Genomic DNA, 19,609 nt, shown 5'->3' with positions numbered 1-19,609 from the left:
GCTGCCGCCCCTTCGACACGACTCAGTGTAGCGGGCACATTCGTCGGCAAAGGATTGCCGACCTACGCTAAGTCTGATGTGGACCGGGATAAGCCGCTAGTGCATTTTTCACCGCGGTTTAGTGATGCGGATCGGGAGAGTCGTAGGTCGGCAATCCTTTGCCGACAAAGACATCGAAAGGGGTTCCAGACCAACTCAATTTTGGAACAACGGTCGGCCTTATCCGGACCTGCATCGCTTCGTGTAGCGCCTTACCCCTTGGTCAAAGCCAAATATTTTTCGTATAGGGAATCGCGGTCTTCCGAGTAATCCGGATCCTTTTGAATGCAGTCCACGGGGCACACTTCCATGCATTGCGGCTTATCGAAATGCCCGACGCACTCGGTACAGAGCGCCGGATTGATTTCATAAATTTCTTCGCCCTGCGAAATGGCGCCGTTCGGGCACTCCGGCTCGCACACATCGCAGTTGATACATTCGTCGGTAATAATCAGAGCCATAACAATCTCACTAAAAACGTGTTCCAAAAGCGTCGCGAGCGGTCCGAAGGCAGGCCCCGTTCGGGGCGGCTCCCACTGATGGGAGCCGCAACACAAGGCCCGGAGTGTGCATTGAGTACATGACGAGTGCTCGCCGCTTCCTGCCGGCTCGGGCTACGCCTTGTGCTCCGCACGTCCCAATCCGCTCCCGGCGGATTTGGTCCCACACCTTCGCAACGCCGCTCTCGAACCGCGTAGTAGCTTTTAAGGCGCGTCTGGAAAACTAGCGTACTTTGCGACTAACGCTTCCCGCACCAGTTCCGGCACGAAACTCGACACGTCCCCGCCTAGCTTCGCGATTTCGCGAATCACCGAAGACGAAATGAACGCGTACTTTTCGCTGGGCGTCAAAAACATCGTCTCCAATTCCGCGCAAAGATGGCGGTTCATGCCGGCCAATTGAAATTCGAACTCGAAGTCCGACACTGCACGTAATCCGCGCAGAATCACGGTGGCGCCACACTTTTTCGCGCAGTTCACCAGCAGGGTATCGAAGCCCAGAACTTCGACGTTTCCCACCGCCTGCAACGAAGCTCGCGCCAATTCCACTCGCTCGTCCAGGTTGAACAACGGCGTCTTGTTCTTATTCTCCGCCACGGCGACGACCACTCGATCGAAGATGCGGGCGGCGCGCGTCACCAGGTCGACATGGCCATTGGTGATGGGATCGAATGTTCCGGGATAGATCGCGGTAATGATCATGGGAAGTGACCGGAAGAGATGCGTTCGCACAAATGGTAGCCGACTTCTCCCGCCCTGCCGTCGCGCAAAGTCCGCCAGTTTTCCGGAAGACTCTCGAGCCGAAAACTGCTCTCGGTTTCCACATAGATTTTAGCGTGGGATGAGAGCCAACCGTTCTCTTCCAGCGCCCGGCAGCACGGAATGACCAAGCCCTGGTGGAAAGGCGGGTCGAGAAAAACCACATCGAACGGCTGCCCCGCACCCTCTAAGAAACGCCCGACTTCCGCTTGGACGATTTCCACCGCCTCGGCGTTCAATAGCGCACGATTCCGTTCGAGAGCTCCGCACACTAACGCATCCCGTTCCACTTGCACGACCTTGGCGGCGCCGCGCGAAGCGGCTTCGAATCCCAGCGCGCCGCTACCCGCGTATAGATCGAGACAGCGAGCGCCTTCGATGTCGTTCCGCAACCAATTGAACAGCGTTTCCCGGACCCGGTCCGGCGTCGGCCGGAGTCCGGGAGCATCGGGAAACTTGAGCTTGCGGCTGCGGAAACGGCCGGCGATGATGCGGAGCTCATTCTTCACTTCGCCCCGCCGCCGACCAGCACGGTCCGCATCTTGCCCGGATCGATCCGGGACCGGAAAGCGCGCTTGATATCCTCACGGGTCACCGCCTCCACCTTCTCGGTAAACGTGGCGAGGTAATCAAGAGGACGGTTGTAAAACGCGACGTTGGCCACCTGCAGGGTGAGTTTCTGATTGCTGTCCAGGCGCAAAACGAAACCGCCGATGATATTTTTCTTGGCGGCTTCCAGTTCCTTATCGGTCGGTCCGTTCGCGGCGAAATCCTTGATGGTGTCGAGAGCGACGCGCAAGGCTTCCTCGGCCTTATCGTTGCGGGTCTGGAGCCCCATCTGGAAAGGCCCGAGTTCCCGAAGCGGCATGAAATAGCTGTAGGCGCTGTAGGAAAGCCCTCGTTTTTCGCGGACTTCCGTGCTAACGCGGGAAACCAGGCCGCTGCCGCCCAGAATGTGGTTACCCACGTAAAGCGGAAAATAGTCGGGATCGGTCGCTGTCATCCCTAGAACTCCGGCACGCACATGAGTCTGCTCCGACGGGAACTGCTGTTTGATGATTTCGGCCGACTGCAGCGGCGCGGGCGCAGGCAACGCTGGCGGAGCCGAGCCTTTTTCGAGGCCCGACAGCAGTTTTTCGGCGACAGCTTCAGCCTCGGCCCGTTTCACATCGCCCACGATCACGACGATGGCATTGCTCGCCACATAGTGGCGTTTATGGAAATCGACCAGATCCTCGCGGGTCAATGGCGCCACTGTTTCGGCAAAACCCTCCTGCGGATGGGCATAAGGATGGTTACCGTACAGTACTTGGAAAAACGCGATCTCGACGAGTTCGTCCGGTTCCTCGCCGCGCTGCTTGATCGCGAGCAGCGTCCGGTTTTTCTCCCGGTCGAAGTCTTTCTGCTCGAAACGGGGGTGAGCCAAGACTTCCCGGGCCGTATCCAAGGCGACACCGAGCTTCTCGGGATGGGTCAGGCTGCGCAGCGACAAATAGGCCGAATCGCGCGAAACACCGGTTCCCATTGATGCTCCGACGCTCTCGAGCCGCTGGGCGATGGCATCGGCATCCCATTCTCCCGCGCCGGTGTCGAGCATGCCGGACGTGAGAGCGGCAAGGCCGAATTTTTCACCGTCGCGGGCACTGCCCGCGTCGAACACGACCTGAACGTCGAGCAGCGGCAAACCTTCGGTCGGCACGAAATAGATCCGGCCGCCCTGCGGCGAGACCCAATGCTGGATTTCCGGCACGGCGTAAACCGGCGCGCTGATCAACAAGAACAGAAACACGATCCATCGGGACATGCGCTTAACGAACATGATCACCTCCCATCGGTGCGGCTTCTTCCGGCGCCTTCGCGCCTTCGGGCATGGGCAACGGCTCCAGATAGGCCACGCTCAGCCGATCGTCGATCAGGTATTTCCGGGCAACCTTTTGAACCTGCTCGGCCGTCACGGCGTTGACCTTGTCCACATACTCCTGGACGGTTTTCCAACCGAGCCCGACGGTTTCGGTCATGCCAAGCTGCATCGCCTGATAAAACATGGAATCCCTCTGATAAATATGATGGGCCAGAACCTGCGCCTTGACCCGCGCCAGTTCCGCGGCGGAAACCGGTTCGTCCTGAAGGCGACGGATTTCCTCGCCCAATGCTTTCTCCAGTGCCTGCAAGGTCTTGCCTTGGGCGGGCGTCCCCTCCAGGGTAAACAGATTGGACAAGCGCGAATAAAGGTTATAGCCGGCTCCGGCGGATGCCGCCACCTGCTGCCCGCGCACCAAGCGGCTGGACAGCCGCGCGCTGTTGCCGCCATCCAGAATCCCGGCGGCGACTTCGAGCGCGTAAGCCTCCCAATCCTCTTCGCCTATCGTTCGCAAGGCGGGGGTCTTGTAGCCCATCACGAGATACGGCAGCTTGGCCGGCAGACGAACCGTCATACGCCGCGCCCCGAGTTGCTCGACTTCGCCTCGCGGCTTGATTTCCGGCAGTTTGCTGGGTTTCAACGGACCGAAGTATTTCTTGGCGAGTGCGTAAACCTCCTGCGGATTCACGTCGCCGACGATGACGAGGATGGCGTTGTTCGGCGCGTACCAAAGTCCGTACCAATGATTGAGATCGCCCACCGTCAATCTGCTGACGTCGTCCGGCCAGCCGATGACCGGATTCTTGTAAGGGCTGTTGGTGTAGGCAACCGCCTGAAAATGCTCCTCCATTTTGGCGCGCGGCTGATCGTCGGTGCGCAGCCGCCGCTCCTCCAGGACGACTTGTTGTTCCTTCTTGAATTCCTTGTCGGACAGGAGCAGATTCCGCATGCGGTCCGCTTCCAGTTCGAAGCTCACGGGCAGCCTGGTTTTTTCCAGGGTCTGAAAATAGGCCGTGTAATCTTGCCCGGTGAAGGCGTTTTCTCGACCTCCGTTTGCTGCGATAATACGGGAGAATTCGCCCGGCGGGTGTTTCTCGGTACCCTTGAACATCATATGCTCGAGCATGTGCGAGATGCCGGTGATACCGCCGTATTCATAGCTTGCGCCCACTTTGTACCAAACCTGCGTAACGACTGCCGGCGCACGGTGGTCTTCCTGGACCAAAAGCTTCAACCCGTTATCCAGCCGGAACTCGTGAACCGCAGGCTCAGCAGCGTGAAGCGACAACGGTAATACCAGCAAGGCCAGACGGAGTCCGCGAAACTGCATTTGACGCTCTCCTGAATGTGTTGAGGATTGAACGGCAGGTTGCCGAACCAGCCGGTATTGTAAACGAAGACCGTAGCGAAACGATGAACTCGACGACTGATATCGAATCCACGAATGCCGTTTCCTGGCGAACCTATCTCGCCCTGTGCAAACTCAAGGTAGTCGGCCACATCGTGTTCACCGCCGTGATCGGCATGTTTTTGGCCGTTCCGGAACTCCCTCCTCTGGCGGTTTCGTTGTGGGCAAGCCTCGGCATCGGTCTCGCCGCCGCGTCCGCAGCCGCTCTCAACCACTTCCTGGACCGCCGTGCGGACGCCGAAATGGCGCGCACCCAGAACCGCCCCCTGCCCTCGGGGCACGTTCAGCCGAACCAGGTGGTGATCTTCGCCGCCACTCTGGGCACGCTCTCGATGGCGATTCTGATCCTGTTCGTAAACGCGCTAACCGCGTTTTTGACCTTTCTTTCGCTGATCGGCTACGCCTTCATCTACACCGTCTATCTGAAGCGCGCGACTCCGCAGAACATCGTGATCGGCGGCGCGGCCGGCGCGGCTCCGCCGGTGCTCGGCTGGTGCGCCGTGACCGGCGGGGTGCACCCTTACGCCCTGCTGCTGTTCCTGCTGATCTTCACCTGGACCCCGCCCCATTTTTGGGCCTATGCCATCGCGAAGCGCGACGATTACGCCAAGGTGAACATCCCCATGCTGCCCGTGACCCACGGCGTGGAGGTAACGCAGCTGCACATCCTGCTCTACACCATATTGCTGGTGATCGTAAGCCTGTTCCCGTATCTCACCGGCATGAGCGGCTTTCTTTATCTGGGAGCGGCCGTGGGGCTCGGAATCGGATTTTTATACTACGCGATTCGCCTCAAGAAAGAGGCAGACAACAAGCTGGCCATGAAAACTTTCGGCTATTCGCTGGTCTATCTGGTCGGGATATTTTCGGCCTTGTTGATCGATCATTACGTTCCGCTCATTGCGGGCTTGACTCGGTAGTATTGTGTAGGTCGGCAATCCTTTGCCGACGGCGTGTCGGAAAGGGATTTCCGACCTACGACAGCTCTCCACAGACCCATTTGCCGCCCAATGCCTTACTACCCGGTTAAAAAGAAAATCGTCCCCCGCGGATCGGATCAACTTCCCGATCGAGCCTTTTCCCATCTCCCGCCGCTGCTGCAACGCATTTACACCGCGCGCCGGCTGATCGTCGCCGAGGAACTGGACCGCTCGCTGGCAAAACTCCCCTCGCCCTGGCTGTTGAGCGGCATGGAAGCCATGGCCGATCAACTGACGGAGGCGATTCGAAAAAATCAGAGCATTCTCGTCATCGCCGATTACGACACCGACGGCGCCACCGGCTGCGCGGTGGCCGTCCGGGGACTGAGGTTGCTCGGCGCGGAGCGAGTCTCTTATCTCGTACCCAACCGTTTCGAATACGGCTACGGTCTGACGCCGGAGATCGTCGCGATGGCCGCCCAAAGTACTCCGGACGTTCTCCTGACCGTCGACAACGGCATCTCCAGCCTGGAAGGCACCGCGGCAGCCAAAGCGTGCGGCATGCGGGTCTTCATCACCGATCATCACCTGCCGGGGTCGGAGCTTCCCGGCGCGGACGCCATCGTCAACCCGAATCTGGCCGGCGATCCTTTCCCGAGCAAATATCTGGCCGGCGTCGGCGTGATGTTTTATGTTCTTTCCGCGGTGCGAATCCGACTTCGAGCCGCCGGCCATTTCGCTCGAACCGGTGCCGAAGAGCCGAATCTCGCGCAACTGCTGGACTTGGTGGCTCTGGGCACGGTCGCCGACGTGGTGACGCTGGATCACGTCAACCGCATCCTGGTTCATCAGGGACTTCAGCGCATCCGCTCGGGACAAGCCCACGCAGGATTGCTGGCGCTGCTGGAGGTTTCCGGGCGCAATTCACGCATCATCACGGCAGCCGACCTCGGCTTCGCCGTCGCGCCCCGGCTCAACGCGGCCGGCCGGCTCGAAGACATGACCCTCGGCATCGAGTGCCTGCTGACCGACGACGCGGACGCCGCCCGCGCCATGGCCGTCCGGCTCGACCAGCTGAACCGGGATCGGCGCGAGATCGAGGAACAGATGAAGCTCGACGCGCTCGCTCATCTCGAAGACCTCGATACCTCCTTGGCGACTAAGCCGGGACTTTGCTTGTTCGACGATTCCTGGCATCAGGGCGTGGTCGGCATACTGGCGTCCCGGATCAAGGACCGCGTGAATCGGCCGGTGATTGCTTTCGCCCGTACCGACGGCGACGAGATCAAAGGCTCCGCGCGCTCGATTCCCGGCGTGCACATCCGCGACGTCCTGAGCGATATCGCGACGCGCTGCCCGAACCTGCTGCGGAAATTCGGCGGACACGCGATGGCCGCGGGCCTGAGTCTCCACCGGGACGACCTGGCGCACTTCACCGAGTTGTTCGAGGAAGAAGTGGCTCGCCATTTGGCCGACCTGGACCTCGACCACGCGATACACAGCGACGGGCCGCTCGAAGCCCACGAAATGGCGCTGGAAGTTGCCGAACTGCTGCGCCAAGCGGGCCCCTGGGGCCAAGGCTTTCCCGAACCCTTGTTCGACGGCGAATTCGACGTGGCGCAAAGCCGCATCGTCGGAGACCGCCATCTCAAATTTCTCCTCAAGATCCCGAACTCGGACAAGCTGATCGACGGTATTGCCTTTTTCGTCGACGAACCAGCCGATTGGCTGGCCTGCCGACGCCTTCGAGCCGTCTATCGGCTCGATATCAATGAATTTCGCGACGGCCGAAACGTCCAATTACGTATGGAGTACATGGAAGGTCGCGACTAAAGCGACGTTTGCGATTGGAAGGGGCCGATTAAAGGCCCGTTTGCGATTGGGAAGCGGCGAAACCTGAGTACGGCACAGCCTCTCCCACGGGTTCACCGAAACGGGAGTCTTTTAAGGGAGTTCATGAGTCGGATACGGATATCCGCGGCCGAATTCTCGGCTTCGCGTCGGCTTTCGCCATGTACGGCTTCAAGCCCGCTTTTGCGAGATTATTGTCATGACGCACGGTCCGACAACCTGGATGTGGGCGCAAGCCTGCGAACTGCTGGAACAGGCGGAGCGGCTCCATCGGCGCTTCTTTCAAGTCCATAGACTTATCGCCTCCCGGCCGACGTGGGAACCGCCCGTCGACATCATCGAAACCCGCGATGCGATCACCATCACGGTCGTATTGCCGGGTGTGCCTCCGGAAGCCATCGATGTCGCCGTAACCGAGGACCTAGTCGTCATATCCGGCGAAAGGTCCTTGAAGATCGCCCCGGATAGCGCCGTCATCCATCGCCTGGAAATACCTTACGGCCGCTTCGAGCGGCGCATCCAATTGCCGCCTTGGCGCTTGCGTCCCGGTGACCCGATTTACGCAAACGGCTGTCTGACCATTCCTCTTTTTAAGACGGATTGATTGCCGCCATGAAAACCGAACAACGATCAGACAAACACTCCGAGTCCGCTGTAATCCTACCTCCGGATACCATCGCGATCATTCCGGTGCGGAATATCGTGCTTTTCCCGGGCGTCATCGTTCCCATCAGCGTCGGGCGGGAACCCTCCATTGCCGCGGCCCAGTATGCGCTTCGCCGGGACACCTCGGTCGGAATCCTGCTGCAGCGGGACCCCAAAGTAGACGTACCCGAGCCGGACGAACTTTATACGGTCGGCACCCAGGCCGCCATCCTGCGCTACGTGACCGGGCCGGAAGGCTCGCACAACATTGTCTGCCAGGGCGAGCAACGCTTTCGTATCCTCGAATTCCTGGAAGGGTTTCCGTTTCTCGCAGCCCGCATCGAGCCGATCAAGGAACAAGAGATCGAAACGCCCGCCATCGAGGCCCGTCTGCTGCAATTGAAGAACCAAGTGGCCGAAGTACTGGCGCTGCTCCCTCAGGCACCGCCGGAATTGTTGAACGCCGTTCAACAGGTATCCTCGGCACACACGCTGGCCGACCTGGTGGCTTCGTTCATGGATTTGGCGATCGCCGAAAAGCAGGAAATCCTCGAGACGTTCGACGCTCAGACACGGCTCGACAAAATCTCGAACCTTCTTCGCCATCGCATTCAGGTCCTCCGCATCTCCAAGGAAATCAGCGACCAGACCAAACAAACCATGGATGAGCGCCAGCGCGAATTCCTGCTTCGCGAACAGCTCAAGACGATTCAAAAGCAACTGGGCGAAACCGACGAACGCACCGAGGAAATCGGCGAACTGTACGAAGCCATTGCCAAGGCGAAAATGCCCGAAGAGGCCGAAAATCAGGCGATGAAGGAGCTGAAGCGGCTGGAACGGATGCCCGAGGCGAGCGCCGAGCACTCCATGGTGCGCAGCTATCTGGAATGGCTGGTCGAACTGCCCTGGTCGGTCGAGACCGAGGACCGCCTGGATGTCGCCGAGGCGCGGCAGGTCCTGGATGAAGATCACTACGGCCTCGAAAAAATCAAAAAGCGGATTCTCGAATATCTCGCGGTACGCAAACTGAATCCTGCGGGAAAAAGCCCGATCCTCTGTTTCGTCGGGCCGCCGGGCGTCGGCAAGACCTCACTGGGGCAAAGCATCGCCCGGGCCACCGGCCGCAAATTCGTACGGGTCAGCCTGGGCGGGGTTCACGACGAGGCCGAAATCCGGGGACACAGGCGAACCTATATCGGCGCCTTGCCCGGCAACATCATCCAGGCCATCCGCAAGGCCGGCGCGCGCAATTGCATCATGATGCTGGACGAAATCGACAAGCTCGGCGCCAGCTTCCACGGAGATCCGTCCGCGGCCCTGCTGGAAGTGCTCGATCCCGAGCAGAACAGCACCTTCCGCGACAACTATCTCGCGGTTCCGTTCGACCTCAGCCACGTCATGTTCATCAGCACGGCGAACATGCTCGACACGATTCCCGGTCCCTTGCGCGACCGCATGGAAGTGATCCACCTGCCCGGCTACACGGCCGAAGAAAAGCTTCAGATCGCCCGGCGTTATCTCGTTTCCAAGCAGGCCGAAGCTTGCGGCCTGGACCCCGATCAATGCGAGATCACCGACGAGGCGCTCACCGCCATCATCCGCGACTATACCCGCGAAGCCGGCGTAAGAAACCTGGAACGGGAAATCGGCGCCGTGTTCCGCCATGCCGCCGTCCGCATCGCCGAAGGCGAAATCGAGCGCCTGACGGTGACCCCCGAGCTTCTGCCGACCATTCTGGGCCCGCGGCGCTTCGAAAGCGAAGTCGCGATGCGCACCAGCGTGCCCGGCGTCGCCACCGGCCTCGCCTGGACCCCGGTGGGCGGCGACATTCTCTTCATCGAAGCCAGCCGCGCTCCCGGCACCGGCAAACTGACGCTGACCGGACAACTGGGCGATGTCATGAAGGAAAGCGCCCAGGCCGCCCTGAGTCTTGCCAAGGCCCGCTGCGCCGATCTCGGCATCCAGCCCGAAGTATTCGAAAAAAGCGACATCCACATCCACGTCCCCGCGGGAGCCACGCCCAAAGACGGCCCCAGCGCCGGGGTCGCCATCTTCGTCGCCCTGGTCTCCCTGCTCACCCAAAAGGCGGTCCGCAACGACACCGCCATGACCGGCGAAATCAGCCTGCGCGGCCTGGTCCTGCCGGTCGGCGGCATCAAAGAAAAGGTGCTCGCCGCCCTCGCCGCCGGCATCACCCGTGTCCTCCTGCCGGCCCGCAATCAAAAGGAACTGGAGGAAATCCCCGCCGAAGCAAAGGAGAAACTGCAATTCATCTGGCTGGAACAGGTGGAGGACGCGCTGAAGGAAACACTGGGCGGGTTGAATGGCTGAGCATACCGATCCATGCGATCGCCCAAGTAAAGGAAGCTATGAACAAGTGGATTCCGTTCATGGTTCGACAAGCTCACCACGAACGGAATCAATACGTTACCGTTCGTCCTGAGCCTGTCGAAGGACTTAATCAGAGCTCGTAGGATGTGCTGAACGCAGTGAAGCGCATCGTTCGCAATGCCGAGATGACGATTTGTGTAGAAACCCTCGTCTCTCGGAGAGGGTGGCCGGCAGGCCGGGTGAGGGCGACTCGTCCATAAACCAAGTGAGCAAACCGACATCCCATTGGTATTTCAAACACTCACCTCCCAAACCCCCACCCCAGAGTCTCGTTCCGATACATGACGTAAGCATTCGCTTACAAAAATTTCAGCCTTTTCTGACATACAGGCATCCGCACAGGCTCACCTAGTGAGCCACTACGCATGCTATAAGGTTTACATTGCATGGGAGATAAGAGATGGCCGCTGATCGTGCTTATTGGAAATATTGGGCAGTAATTCGACGCGAATCCGGTGATCGGGCGAATTATCACCTTTTGCCATATCACTGCATCGATGTAGCGGCAGTTGGAACCCTATACGCCACTCCGCTTCGGATTGATAAGGAACCAAATTAAGACTAAATCCAGTCCTCCTCTTTAGAGCGGCTGTCGGAGTGGTTTACGGCTCGTGGGAGCGGGCTTTAGCCCGCGATAATCGCCTGATCGCAGGCTAAAGCCCGCTCCCACACTAAGCCCATTTGCAATCAATCCTTACGTACGAATGGAAACTGCTTTAATCCGGAACCCACCAATGAAATATTCCAAACAGATCAAGCCCATTAGCCATCTCAAGGCCCACGCCGCCGAGGTCATACGCCAACTCACCGAAGAACGCGAACCCCTGGTAATTACCCAGAACGGCGAAGCCAAGCCGGTTATCCAGGACGTCAAAACCTATGAGGAAACGCAGGAAACATTGGCGCTGCTGAAAATTTTGGCGCTCGGAACCCGGCAGATCGAAGCCGGCAACGTGCAGGAACCGGCCGATGTTATCGGCCGATTACGCAACAAGGGACGAGAGTGATGGTTCATCGCGTTCTTTTGACCGCTGATGCCGCCGATGACCTCGAAGATCCGTTCGACTACATTTGCACACGGGATTCACCGGACGCGCCGCTCACGTGCTGGACGAAATCCAGCATGTTTTCGATAGCCTCGCGGAATTTCCCAAGCAGGGCGTCTACCCGAGAGAGCTATCGGCCCTCGGCATTCATGAATACCGCGAATTATTCTTCAAGCCTTACCGAATCGTTTATCGAACCATCGACGATACCGTCTATGTCATGCTGATCGCGGACGGACGGCGCGACATGCAGATCTTGCTGGCGCGGCGGTTATTGGGAAAGCGTTGTTAGAAGAAAAGTACGAAGCGATTTTGCTAGTTTTTGGTTAATGGGGGATAAGAAATGGAGAAGAGGTTTTGGAGATATTGGGGAAAAGCCCGTAAAGAAGGAGAAGGCGGGACACCTTACCACCTCTTGCCGTATCACAGTCTGGATGTGGCGGCGGTAGGTGTGACTTTTCTGCGTCGGACGCATCGCTTACGATCATTTTTGGCCAATTTTCTGGGCTTGGACGAAACAATCCTTGTTGCTCTGTTCGGTTTTTTCTTAGCGCTGCATGATCTCGGCAAGTTCAGCGAGAGATTCCAAGGACAACGGCCGGATATACTGAAAAGATTGCAAAGCAAGACCAGCTCGAATAATTACACAGTTCGCCACGATTCCTTAGGCTTTGCCTACTGGCAACAATGTCTCTGGCCCCAATTGCAGCCACTTTCCGCTTTTGCCACGTTCTCCAATCACACGCTGGAATACTGGGCTTCGGCAGTCATGGGGCATCACGGCAAGCCACCTATACTGGCCAAATCGGTCGGACAGGGGTTTATTTTGACCGATCATTTCTTTGCCGAGGATCGGCTTGCCGCCGCCGAATTCGCCGAAGACGTTCGGCATCTATTCTTGACGGAACACCTAGAAAAAGCTCTAAGCACGCTCGATCCAAAAACCTTCGCCAAAGCCAGCCGGGCGCTTTCGTGGTGGCTGGCGGGTCTTGCGGTGCTGGCGGACTGGTTGGGATCGAACCAGGATTTCTTTCCCTACCGTTCGGACGAATGGCCTCTGGAGAAATACTGGGATTCCACGCTAAACCAGGCAGAATCAGCGGTAGCGGCGACTGATCTATTGCCGATTGCCGTAGCACCGTCGCAGCAGCCGGAAACCTTGTTCGAGTTCCTGAAAACCGGCCTGACGCCTTTGCAAATGGAAGCGGACCGGGTGCCGCTAGCGTCGGGGCCGCAATTGTTTGTATTGGAAGATGTAACTGGGGCAGGCAAAACCGAGGCCGCCGTCATTCTCTCGCAGCGTCTGATGGCGGCGGGCCTGGCCGATAGCGTGTATTTCGCACTGCCGACCATGGCGACCTCCAATGCCATGTATGTGCGCATTGCACCGGTTTACAACCGTTTGTTCGCTGCAACGGCAAAGCCTTCGCTGGTATTGGCGCATGGTGCGGCACACTTATCCGACGGCTTTCAATCCTCGATTCTTCCTTTTGAGCATGCGGTCGAAGATGAGCGCCTCAACGCTACCGATGAATCGGCCTCCGCCCGCTGCAATGCCTGGTTTGCCGATAATCGGAAAAAAGCCTTGCTGGCCCATGTCGGCGTGGGCACTGTCGACCAAGCCCTGCTGGCGGTATTGCACAGCAAGCATCAGTCGCTACGAGTGCTGGGTTTATTCGGCAAATTGCTGATCGTGGATGAAGTCCATGCCTGCGACGCCTACATGTTGGGTTTGCTGAATCAGCTTCTCACGTTGCAGGCCCGTGCCGGCGGCAGTGCGATTCTGCTTTCAGCCACCTTGCCGTTGGCAAGCCGACAGCAATTGGCCGATGCCTTTCGGCGTGGACTGGGCGCGGGTATTCAGTCTTTACAGTCCGATGCTTATCCACTGCTGACGCAGATAAGCGACTCCCCAATCAAACCTAACGAAATACCGTTGGGCACTCGCCCCGAGGTGGCGCGCTCGGTGCGGGTTGAACTTCAGGCCGAGGAAGCATCGGTTTGGGCGGCGCTGCACGAGACGCTCGCCGCCGGCGGTTGCGCCTGCTGGATACGCAACACGGTGGCCGACGCATTGGAAACCCATGCCCGCGTTCTGGACGACGAGCGCTTCGATCCTGCGCGCGTCCATCTTTTTCATGCCCGCTTCACCACGGGCGACCGGATATGCATTGAAGACGCTATGCTCCAGCGTTTTGGCAAAGACTCCGGTCCAACGGAGCGGGCGGGACAATTGGTCATTGCCACCCAGGTGGTGGAGCAATCTCTGGATGTGGATTTCGATCTGCTGGTCTCCGATCTCGCGCCCATAGACTTGCTCATTCAGCGGGCCGGGCGTTTGCAACGCCATGCGCGTGACGAGCAAGGCAACCTTTTACCCGCCCGTCAGCCGGATCGGCGCGGCGGAGCGCAGCTTATCGTTTTCGGCCCCTTGCCCGACAGCGAGGTTGGCGAGGATTGGTACCAGGGCTTTTTCCCCAAGGGCGCGGCGGTTTATCCCAACCACGGTCAGTTATGGCTGACGGCCAAGCGATTGGCCGACCAACAAGGATTCCGAATGCCGGAGGATGCCCGTGCTTTGATCGAAGGCGTTTATGGCCCCGAAGCGGATCAAGCAATGCCGGGTGCCTTGTTGGGCAAGCATTTCGATGCCGAAGCAGGCCGGTTGGTGCAACAATCCGCCGTCAAACACCATGCGATTCGCCTGGATGCAGGCTATCAGGCGGACGAGGAAACCTGGTGGGAAGACCGCATTGCACTGACCCGGTTAGGCGAGGAAACCCACACATTGCGCCTTGCTCGCTGGCGGGAGGGACAGCTCTTGCCTTGGCACGAAGGCGAGGATGGCTGGCATTTGAGCGAAGTACGGGTGCGCCAGGCGCTAGTGATGGATGCCGTGATCGAAGATGCGGCGCTTCGAAATGAGCTTGAGAAACTCAAGCCATCCTTGCCCGGCAAGGGACGCTGGTCGGTGTTGTTGCCGCTGATTGAAGCCGACGGTGCCTGGCGTTGTGATGCTTTGAATGGAAAGAAACGGCGAGTTAAGGTCAGTTATTCCGAACGGTCCGGGCTGAGCGTTGAGCCTTAGTGCTTGTCTTCGCCGATCGATAGCTGATAGATAAAGGCGACGGGCTTTTGTAGCCCGTCGCCTTCCCCACGGGCGTGGGGAACGTCACATAACCGAGTAATCACCCCGGTTCATCCCCACTGCAAATAGGTGGGGGCGATTTCCTCCCAGTGGCTTACTTGAGTGTGGGGACCAAGTCTATTTTATACGAATTCTCTGGTCGCGTACTTACCTGAGTAATCACCCCTTGAGATTTCATTTAAGTGCCTCTATGATTCCTGACTCCATACGAGCCAGGAGACACATTGTGAGAGAACTGTTACAGATCATCGCTTGGTTTCAGTCGACGACAGTCAGTCAACGCTTGCCCGGTCTGTTTGCCATGACCCTGCTCGCGTTAATCCTGGCTTTGGGTGTGAGTCTGATGCTGGCTTCCAAACTGCTGATCGGATAAGGGGAATCTCTCATGCTAAATCTGATTACAGATCGCTGGTTGCCGGTACGCCGCGCCAGCGGCTTGGCAGCGGTTATTGCGCCCTATGAACTCACGCAAGGTCTGGATGACGATCCCATTGTCCGGCTTGATGCGCCGCGCCTGGATTTCAACGCCGCTCTGGCGCAATTCCTCATAGGGCTCCTGCAAACCCTCAGCCCTCCGGAAGATGAAGAAGCTTGGCGGGATCGGTGCGAGTCGCCGCCCACGCCCGAAATCTTGCAAGAGCATTTCGTTTCTTATGCGCCATATTTTGAGTTGGCAGGGGATGGGGTTCGGTTCATGCAGGATTACGACCTTGTCGAAGGCGAGCCCAAGCCTATCGGCGCCCTGCTCATCGATGCGCCCGGCGCCAAGGCCGAACGCGACAACACCGATCATTTCGTCAAACGCGGTTATATCAATGGCCTCAGTCCAGCCTGTGCGGCGATGGCTTTGCTCACCCTACAAACCAACGCACCCAGCGGTGGTGTTGGGCACCGCACATCCCTGCGCGGCGGCGGGCCATTGACTACCCTGGTCATGCCAGCAAAACACGATAATCGGCCTCTCTCGCTGTGGGAACTGCTGTGGTGGAACGTGCTGCCGCAGCCGGATTTCCTGAACGACTGGTCAGGGCCAAATACGCCGGAAGCTCTGTTTCCCTGGGCCGGGCCAATCAAAACCAGCGACGCGAAGTCGGGCTATGTCTATGCCCCGGCCAATACTCATCCGGCCCACGCTTACTGGGCCACGCCACGTCGCATCCGCCTGGATTTCCAGCACACCGAAAGCGGCCTATGCAGTCTGTCGGGCGAGCCCCACGAAACGCTGGTCACCCAGTACGTCACCAAGAACTATGGAGCGAATTACGTCGGCTGGAAACATCCGTTAAGTCCCTATTACTACGACAAGGACAAACAGCCGTTGCCTTTGCACGCCCAGCCCGGCGGCATGACTTACCGGCATTGGCCGGGATTGGCGGCGACCGGAGCCGACACCAACGGAGAAGCGGCCAGAGTGGTGTCCCAGTTCGGAAAACGTGCCGAAACCGGCGACACCGTGCAACTGTGGACGTTCGGTTACGACATGGACAATATGAAGCCGCGCTGCTGGTACGAATCGGTCATGCCCTTGCACGCCATACCGGACATCTGGCGAGAGGCGTTTCATGATTTCACGCGGCGCTTGATCGGAGCGGCGGAATTGTGCGCGGTCTATCTGCGCACGGCTTTGCGCCAGGCCTGGTTCGGCCCCGAAGAAAAAGTCGATACCACCAAGCTGGCTTATCTCGACGTAGCGTTCTGGCATGACACCGAAGCTGGTTTTTACAGGCTGTTGCAGCAGGCGGCCGCGGCTTGCCGGAGCACCGGGCTGGCACTCGAACAGCGCCAGGACTTGGCTTTACGCTGGTATCGTGATTTGCGCGACCACACCCGGCACTCGTTTGATTATCACGCCCATGCCGGCGCCTGGGAACATGAAAACGCCGAGCGTATCGCTTTGGCCCACATCGAATTGCAGAAGAAGCTGAATGGCAAGAAGCTGCGCGCCGAAACGCTCGAATTGCCCAAAATCCAGCCCAAAGACGAGGGGAACGAAGACATGGAAAAGGGGAACACGCCATGAAGAATCCGTTCGAGCCGAAGCAACCCGCCAGCGAAACGTTATATCGGTGGTGGGAACAACTGGAGAATAACAAAGGCGAGCGGGCGGCATTGTCCCGATGCGCCACGATCACGGAAGTTCTGCTCTGTCCGGCTTTCTACACCATCGCCCAGCCTTTGGAGGAACAGGTCGGGCTTGACCCATGTGGGCGTGAAGGTTTGGCCGCTATCGTGGGGCTGTTGGCCCATGTCCGCGCGAACGACGCACAAAAATTGCCGCAAGCCATGGCGACCGGTGACGCCAAGCCCGCGGTCAGCGCCGCGCGCTTCCGCCGTCTGTTGGAAGCGCAAACCCTGGACGAGCTTTATCCGCTCATGCGCCGCGTCTTGGGCCTCCTGGACAAAACCGCCAATGTCCGGGATTTGGCGCGGAGCCTCTACGACTGGAACGACTCAATCCGTAAGGAATGGGCCTACGCCTATTTCGCCCAGGCCGCCAAGAACGCCTCACAATCCTAATCTGTAGCCAACAACAAGAAGGAAATCCCCCATGCATCGTTTTCTGCAATTGCACCTGTTAACGTCCTATCCGCCTTCCAATCTGAACCGGGACGATTTAAGCCGCCCGAAATCCGCCATTGTCGGCGGTGTCAAACGCCTGCGGATTTCCTCCCAAAGCCTCAAGCGCGCCTGGCGCAGTTCGGAATTATTCGCGCAAACCCTGGAAGGGCATGTGGGGGTGCGCACCAAGGAAATGGGCCGAAAGATCTATCGCGATCTGACGGCGCGGGGCGTGGCGGAAAAAGACGCCAAGGAGTGGGCCAAAGCCATTGCCGGCCGGTTCGGCGCGTTGAAGAAAACCACCGACAAACTGGCGGAACTGGACATCGAACAGCTGGCTCATTTCAGCCCGGAAGAACAAGCCGCCATCGATAGCCTGGTGCAAACCCTGGCCGCTCAAGGCTCCGCGCCGACGGAGGAACAGTTGAAGCTGCTGCGCCACGAACACCGGGCCGCCGATATCGCCCTGTTTGGCCGCATGTTGGCGAGTTCACCGGACTTCAACACCGAGGCCGCCGCCCAGATCGCCCACGCCATCACCGTCCACAAGGTGCAGGAAGAAGATGATTTCTTTACTGCCGTCGATGATTTGAACCGCGCCAACATGGGCGCGGGACACATGGGTGAAAGCGGTTTCGGCGCCGGCGTGTTCTATCTCTATGCCTGCATCAATCGGGAATTGCTGCGGGACAATTTGCAAGGTGATGACGGACTAACGAAAAAAACGCTGGCCGCGATCCTCGAAGCCATGTGCAAGATCGCTCCCGCCGGCAAACAAAACAGCTATGCCTCGCGCGCCTATGCCTCCTATGCGCTGGCTGAAAAAGGTGACCAACAGCCGCGCTCGTTGTCCCTGGCTTTCGTCGATCCGGTGGTCGGGCCGGATTTTATCAACCAGGCTATCGGCCGCCTGAACGACCGTATGGAAAAGCTGGATAAGGTTTATGGCGACTGCGCCGCGGCTCGCTACGCCTTCAATGCAGAGCAAGGCGAAGGAAGCTTGAATGACCTAATCCGCTTCGCCACGGAGTAAGAATGATGCCGGAATTTTTGCTGTTTCGCCTGTATGCGCCGCTGGCCTCCTGGGGCGATACGGCGGTGGGAGAATTCAGGCCGACCGACAACCGGCCCGGTAAAGCCGCCATTGCCGGCTTGTTGGGCGCTGCTCTCGGGATCAGGCGGGAGGAAAACGAAGTCCACCGGTCTTTGCATGACGGTTACGGTCTCGCCGTGCGCACCGATCTGCCGGGCCATTTACTACGCGATTTCCATACCGCGCAGGTGCCGCCGGCGCGGCGCAACACGGTTCATAACACCCGGCGGGAAGAGCTGGCTGCCGACGATCTGAACACCATTCTTTCCACCCGCGATTATCTGGCCGATGCCGTACATACCGTCTGCCTATGGGCGAAAGCGGAAGCGCGGCACTCCCTTGCGGAACTGCGCGAAGCACTGATCAGCCCGCGCTTCACGCTTTATCTTGGACGCAAAGCCTGTCCTCCCGCGTTACCTCTGGAAGCACAGGTGGTTAGTGCCGACAGCCTTAAAGACGCCTTCGCAAAAGCGAAATTCCAGCCTTGTGGGGAACTGGACCACAGGATTCGGCGGCAGAAAGGCGTGGATTATTACTGGGAAGACGGCGTCGAGAGCGGTTTCGGCAAGTTCCAAACGGTACAGCGCAAGGATCGGCTGATCCATCGTAGTCGCTGGCAATTCGGCGAGCGCGAGGAGTATCAGGCATTGCGGGAGGACACGTGAGGTATTTTAGTAAAGCCGTATTGGATTTGAGCCGGCGGGAGGCACGCGAGTGCCTGCTCGAACTGGATAACCCTTATCGCGAACATCAGTTACTGTGGCGATTGTTTCCCGACACAGCGCGCAGAGAGTTTCTGTTCACCCGCGCTTCCGGCGGCCAAACTGCGTATTACCTGGTTTCACCGGCGCCGCCTGCCGCCCCATCCTCGGCCTGGATGCTCGAATCCCGCGAATACCGGCCGAATCTTGCCGTCGGCGACCGGTTGGAGTTTCGTCTGCGCGCCAATCCCATCGTGGCGCGGCGGCAAGGCGAAATCCGCACTGGCGGCAAGGCGCGGACTCACCGCCACGATGTGGTGATGGAGGCTAAACGCGCGTTGAACTGGAAAACCCTGCCCGAGAATGATCGCCCGCCGTTAGCCGAAGTCATTCAGCGAGCAGGTACAGCGTGGCTGGCGGCGCGAGCGGCTAAATATGGATTCCACCTCGACACTGAATCCTTGGAAGTTGATGGTTATGAACAACATCGCTTTTTGAAAAAAGGCGATAAGCCGGTCACATTTAGTACGCTTGATTTTCAGGGCGAACTGACCGTGACCGAACCCATAGCTTTTGTAGAGCACGCTTTGTTTTCCGGCATCGGCCCTGCCAAAGCCTTCGGCTGCGGTTTGCTGTTAGTACGGCGCTTGGGATAAATTGTTCCCCTACTTGTGGGCATATTTGGAGA

18 protein-coding genes are annotated in these 19,609 nt (G+C 58.7%); 13 read left to right on the top strand and 5 right to left on the bottom strand.

The genetic code is table 11. The features are described 5' to 3' along the window. Positions 1–251 precede the first annotated feature (251 nt). From JOD69_RS00865 to JOD69_RS00845, 5 genes are all read right to left on the bottom strand, one after another. Positions 252–500, bottom strand: a complete 249-nt coding sequence (locus JOD69_RS00865; protein ID WP_077732513.1) for a YfhL family 4Fe-4S dicluster ferredoxin — start codon at positions 498–500, stop codon at positions 252–254. A 243-nt stretch (positions 501–743) separates the two neighbouring features. Beyond that, positions 744–1,241 carry a pantetheine-phosphate adenylyltransferase gene (gene coaD / locus JOD69_RS00860; protein ID WP_077732514.1) on the bottom strand — a complete coding sequence of 166 codons (498 nt, stop codon included), beginning with the start codon at positions 1,239–1,241 and terminating at the stop codon, positions 744–746. Then, positions 1,238–1,807: a 16S rRNA (guanine(966)-N(2))-methyltransferase RsmD gene (gene rsmD / locus JOD69_RS00855; RefSeq protein WP_210023749.1), complete on the bottom strand. Its 570-nt coding sequence runs from the start codon at positions 1,805–1,807 to the stop codon at positions 1,238–1,240. Before rsmD ends, coaD begins: the two co-directional genes overlap by 4 nt. After that, positions 1,804–3,117, bottom strand: coding sequence for a pitrilysin family protein (locus JOD69_RS00850; RefSeq protein ID WP_077732516.1), 1,314 nt, complete (start codon positions 3,115–3,117; stop codon positions 1,804–1,806). Before JOD69_RS00850 ends, rsmD begins: the two co-directional genes overlap by 4 nt. Beyond that, the gene (locus JOD69_RS00845) at positions 3,107–4,489 is read right to left on the bottom strand and encodes a pitrilysin family protein (protein WP_077732517.1); all 1,383 of its coding nucleotides are present in this window, start codon (positions 4,487–4,489) and stop codon (positions 3,107–3,109) included. The genes JOD69_RS00850 and JOD69_RS00845 overlap by 11 nt, the downstream gene beginning before the upstream one ends. A gap of 83 nt (positions 4,490–4,572) precedes the next feature. Here JOD69_RS00845 and cyoE point away from each other — a divergent pair, with 83 nt between their 5' ends. From cyoE to cas6e, 13 genes are all read left to right on the top strand, one after another. Continuing rightward, entirely contained in the window at positions 4,573–5,487 is a 915-nt protein-coding gene (gene cyoE, locus JOD69_RS00840; RefSeq protein ID WP_077732518.1) for a heme o synthase, read from the top strand. Positions 5,488–5,577: 90 nt separating this feature from the next. Further along, complete coding sequence (gene recJ / locus JOD69_RS00835; protein WP_210023746.1) at positions 5,578–7,320, top strand: single-stranded-DNA-specific exonuclease RecJ; 1,743 nt, start codon at positions 5,578–5,580, stop codon at positions 7,318–7,320. Between the two features lie 217 nt (positions 7,321–7,537). Then, positions 7,538–7,942 carry an Hsp20/alpha crystallin family protein gene (locus JOD69_RS00830; protein WP_210023744.1) on the top strand — a complete coding sequence of 135 codons (405 nt, stop codon included), beginning with the start codon at positions 7,538–7,540 and terminating at the stop codon, positions 7,940–7,942. Positions 7,943–7,950: 8 nt separating this feature from the next. Further along, a complete protein-coding gene (gene lon, locus JOD69_RS00825) occupies positions 7,951–10,314 on the top strand; it encodes an endopeptidase La (protein WP_210023742.1) in 2,364 nt (787 codons plus the stop codon). A 794-nt stretch (positions 10,315–11,108) separates the two neighbouring features. Further along, positions 11,109–11,381 carry a type II toxin-antitoxin system Phd/YefM family antitoxin gene (locus JOD69_RS00815; RefSeq protein ID WP_086135112.1) on the top strand — a complete coding sequence of 91 codons (273 nt, stop codon included), beginning with the start codon at positions 11,109–11,111 and terminating at the stop codon, positions 11,379–11,381. A gap of 64 nt (positions 11,382–11,445) precedes the next feature. Next, positions 11,446–11,712, top strand: a complete 267-nt coding sequence (locus tag JOD69_RS00810; RefSeq protein ID WP_205781130.1) for a type II toxin-antitoxin system RelE/ParE family toxin — start codon at positions 11,446–11,448, stop codon at positions 11,710–11,712. Between the two features lie 51 nt (positions 11,713–11,763). Beyond that, positions 11,764–14,508: a CRISPR-associated helicase/endonuclease Cas3 gene (locus tag JOD69_RS00805; RefSeq protein ID WP_086135111.1), complete on the top strand. Its 2,745-nt coding sequence runs from the start codon at positions 11,764–11,766 to the stop codon at positions 14,506–14,508. 286 nt (positions 14,509–14,794) lie between these two features. Further along, positions 14,795–14,941, top strand: coding sequence for a hypothetical protein (locus tag JOD69_RS00800; protein ID WP_168183879.1), 147 nt, complete (start codon positions 14,795–14,797; stop codon positions 14,939–14,941). A gap of 12 nt (positions 14,942–14,953) precedes the next feature. Next, positions 14,954–16,588 (top strand): type I-E CRISPR-associated protein Cse1/CasA, encoded by a 1,635-nt coding sequence (gene casA, locus JOD69_RS00795; RefSeq protein WP_086135110.1) that lies wholly within the window; start codon positions 14,954–14,956, stop codon positions 16,586–16,588. Then, positions 16,585–17,085, top strand: a complete 501-nt coding sequence (gene casB / locus JOD69_RS00790) for a type I-E CRISPR-associated protein Cse2/CasB (RefSeq protein WP_086135109.1) — start codon at positions 16,585–16,587, stop codon at positions 17,083–17,085. The genes casA and casB overlap by 4 nt, the downstream gene beginning before the upstream one ends. A gap of 31 nt (positions 17,086–17,116) precedes the next feature. Continuing rightward, positions 17,117–18,160 (top strand): type I-E CRISPR-associated protein Cas7/Cse4/CasC, encoded by a 1,044-nt coding sequence (cas7e, locus tag JOD69_RS00785; protein WP_086135108.1) that lies wholly within the window; start codon positions 17,117–17,119, stop codon positions 18,158–18,160. 2 nt (positions 18,161–18,162) lie between these two features. Next, positions 18,163–18,885, top strand: coding sequence for a type I-E CRISPR-associated protein Cas5/CasD (gene cas5e / locus JOD69_RS00780; RefSeq protein ID WP_086135107.1), 723 nt, complete (start codon positions 18,163–18,165; stop codon positions 18,883–18,885). Then, on the top strand, positions 18,882–19,577 hold the full coding sequence (cas6e, locus tag JOD69_RS00775; RefSeq protein ID WP_168183878.1) for a type I-E CRISPR-associated protein Cas6/Cse3/CasE: 696 nt from the start codon (positions 18,882–18,884) through the stop codon (positions 19,575–19,577). The genes cas5e and cas6e overlap by 4 nt, the downstream gene beginning before the upstream one ends. The last annotated feature ends 32 nt before the right edge of the window (positions 19,578–19,609 follow it).

It is taken from the genome of Methylocaldum sp. RMAD-M (genome assembly GCF_017832375.1).
GTDB lineage: Bacteria > Pseudomonadota > Gammaproteobacteria > Methylococcales > Methylococcaceae > Methylocaldum.
The sequence above is the reverse complement of the archived record's forward strand: the minus strand, read 5'-3'. Positions and strand labels throughout refer to the sequence as shown.

Coding starts and splice junctions, on each gene's coding strand:
- cyoE (WP_077732518.1), top strand. CDS start 4,573: ATGAACTCGACGACTGATATCGAATCCACGAATGCCGTTTCCTGGCGA.
- coaD (WP_077732514.1), bottom strand. CDS start 1,241: ATGATCATTACCGCGATCTATCCCGGAACATTCGATCCCATCACCAAT.
- JOD69_RS00805 (WP_086135111.1), top strand. CDS start 11,764: ATGGAGAAGAGGTTTTGGAGATATTGGGGAAAAGCCCGTAAAGAAGGA.
- casA (WP_086135110.1), top strand. CDS start 14,954: ATGCTAAATCTGATTACAGATCGCTGGTTGCCGGTACGCCGCGCCAGC.
- JOD69_RS00815 (WP_086135112.1), top strand. CDS start 11,109: ATGAAATATTCCAAACAGATCAAGCCCATTAGCCATCTCAAGGCCCAC.
- JOD69_RS00865 (WP_077732513.1), bottom strand. CDS start 500: ATGGCTCTGATTATTACCGACGAATGTATCAACTGCGATGTGTGCGAG.
- lon (WP_210023742.1), top strand. CDS start 7,951: ATGAAAACCGAACAACGATCAGACAAACACTCCGAGTCCGCTGTAATC.
- cas5e (WP_086135107.1), top strand. CDS start 18,163: ATGATGCCGGAATTTTTGCTGTTTCGCCTGTATGCGCCGCTGGCCTCC.
- casB (WP_086135109.1), top strand. CDS start 16,585: ATGAAGAATCCGTTCGAGCCGAAGCAACCCGCCAGCGAAACGTTATAT.
- JOD69_RS00845 (WP_077732517.1), bottom strand. CDS start 4,489: ATGCAGTTTCGCGGACTCCGTCTGGCCTTGCTGGTATTACCGTTGTCG.
- recJ (WP_210023746.1), top strand. CDS start 5,578: ATGCCTTACTACCCGGTTAAAAAGAAAATCGTCCCCCGCGGATCGGAT.
- JOD69_RS00830 (WP_210023744.1), top strand. CDS start 7,538: ATGACGCACGGTCCGACAACCTGGATGTGGGCGCAAGCCTGCGAACTG.
- JOD69_RS00850 (WP_077732516.1), bottom strand. CDS start 3,117: ATGTTCGTTAAGCGCATGTCCCGATGGATCGTGTTTCTGTTCTTGTTG.
- cas7e (WP_086135108.1), top strand. CDS start 17,117: ATGCATCGTTTTCTGCAATTGCACCTGTTAACGTCCTATCCGCCTTCC.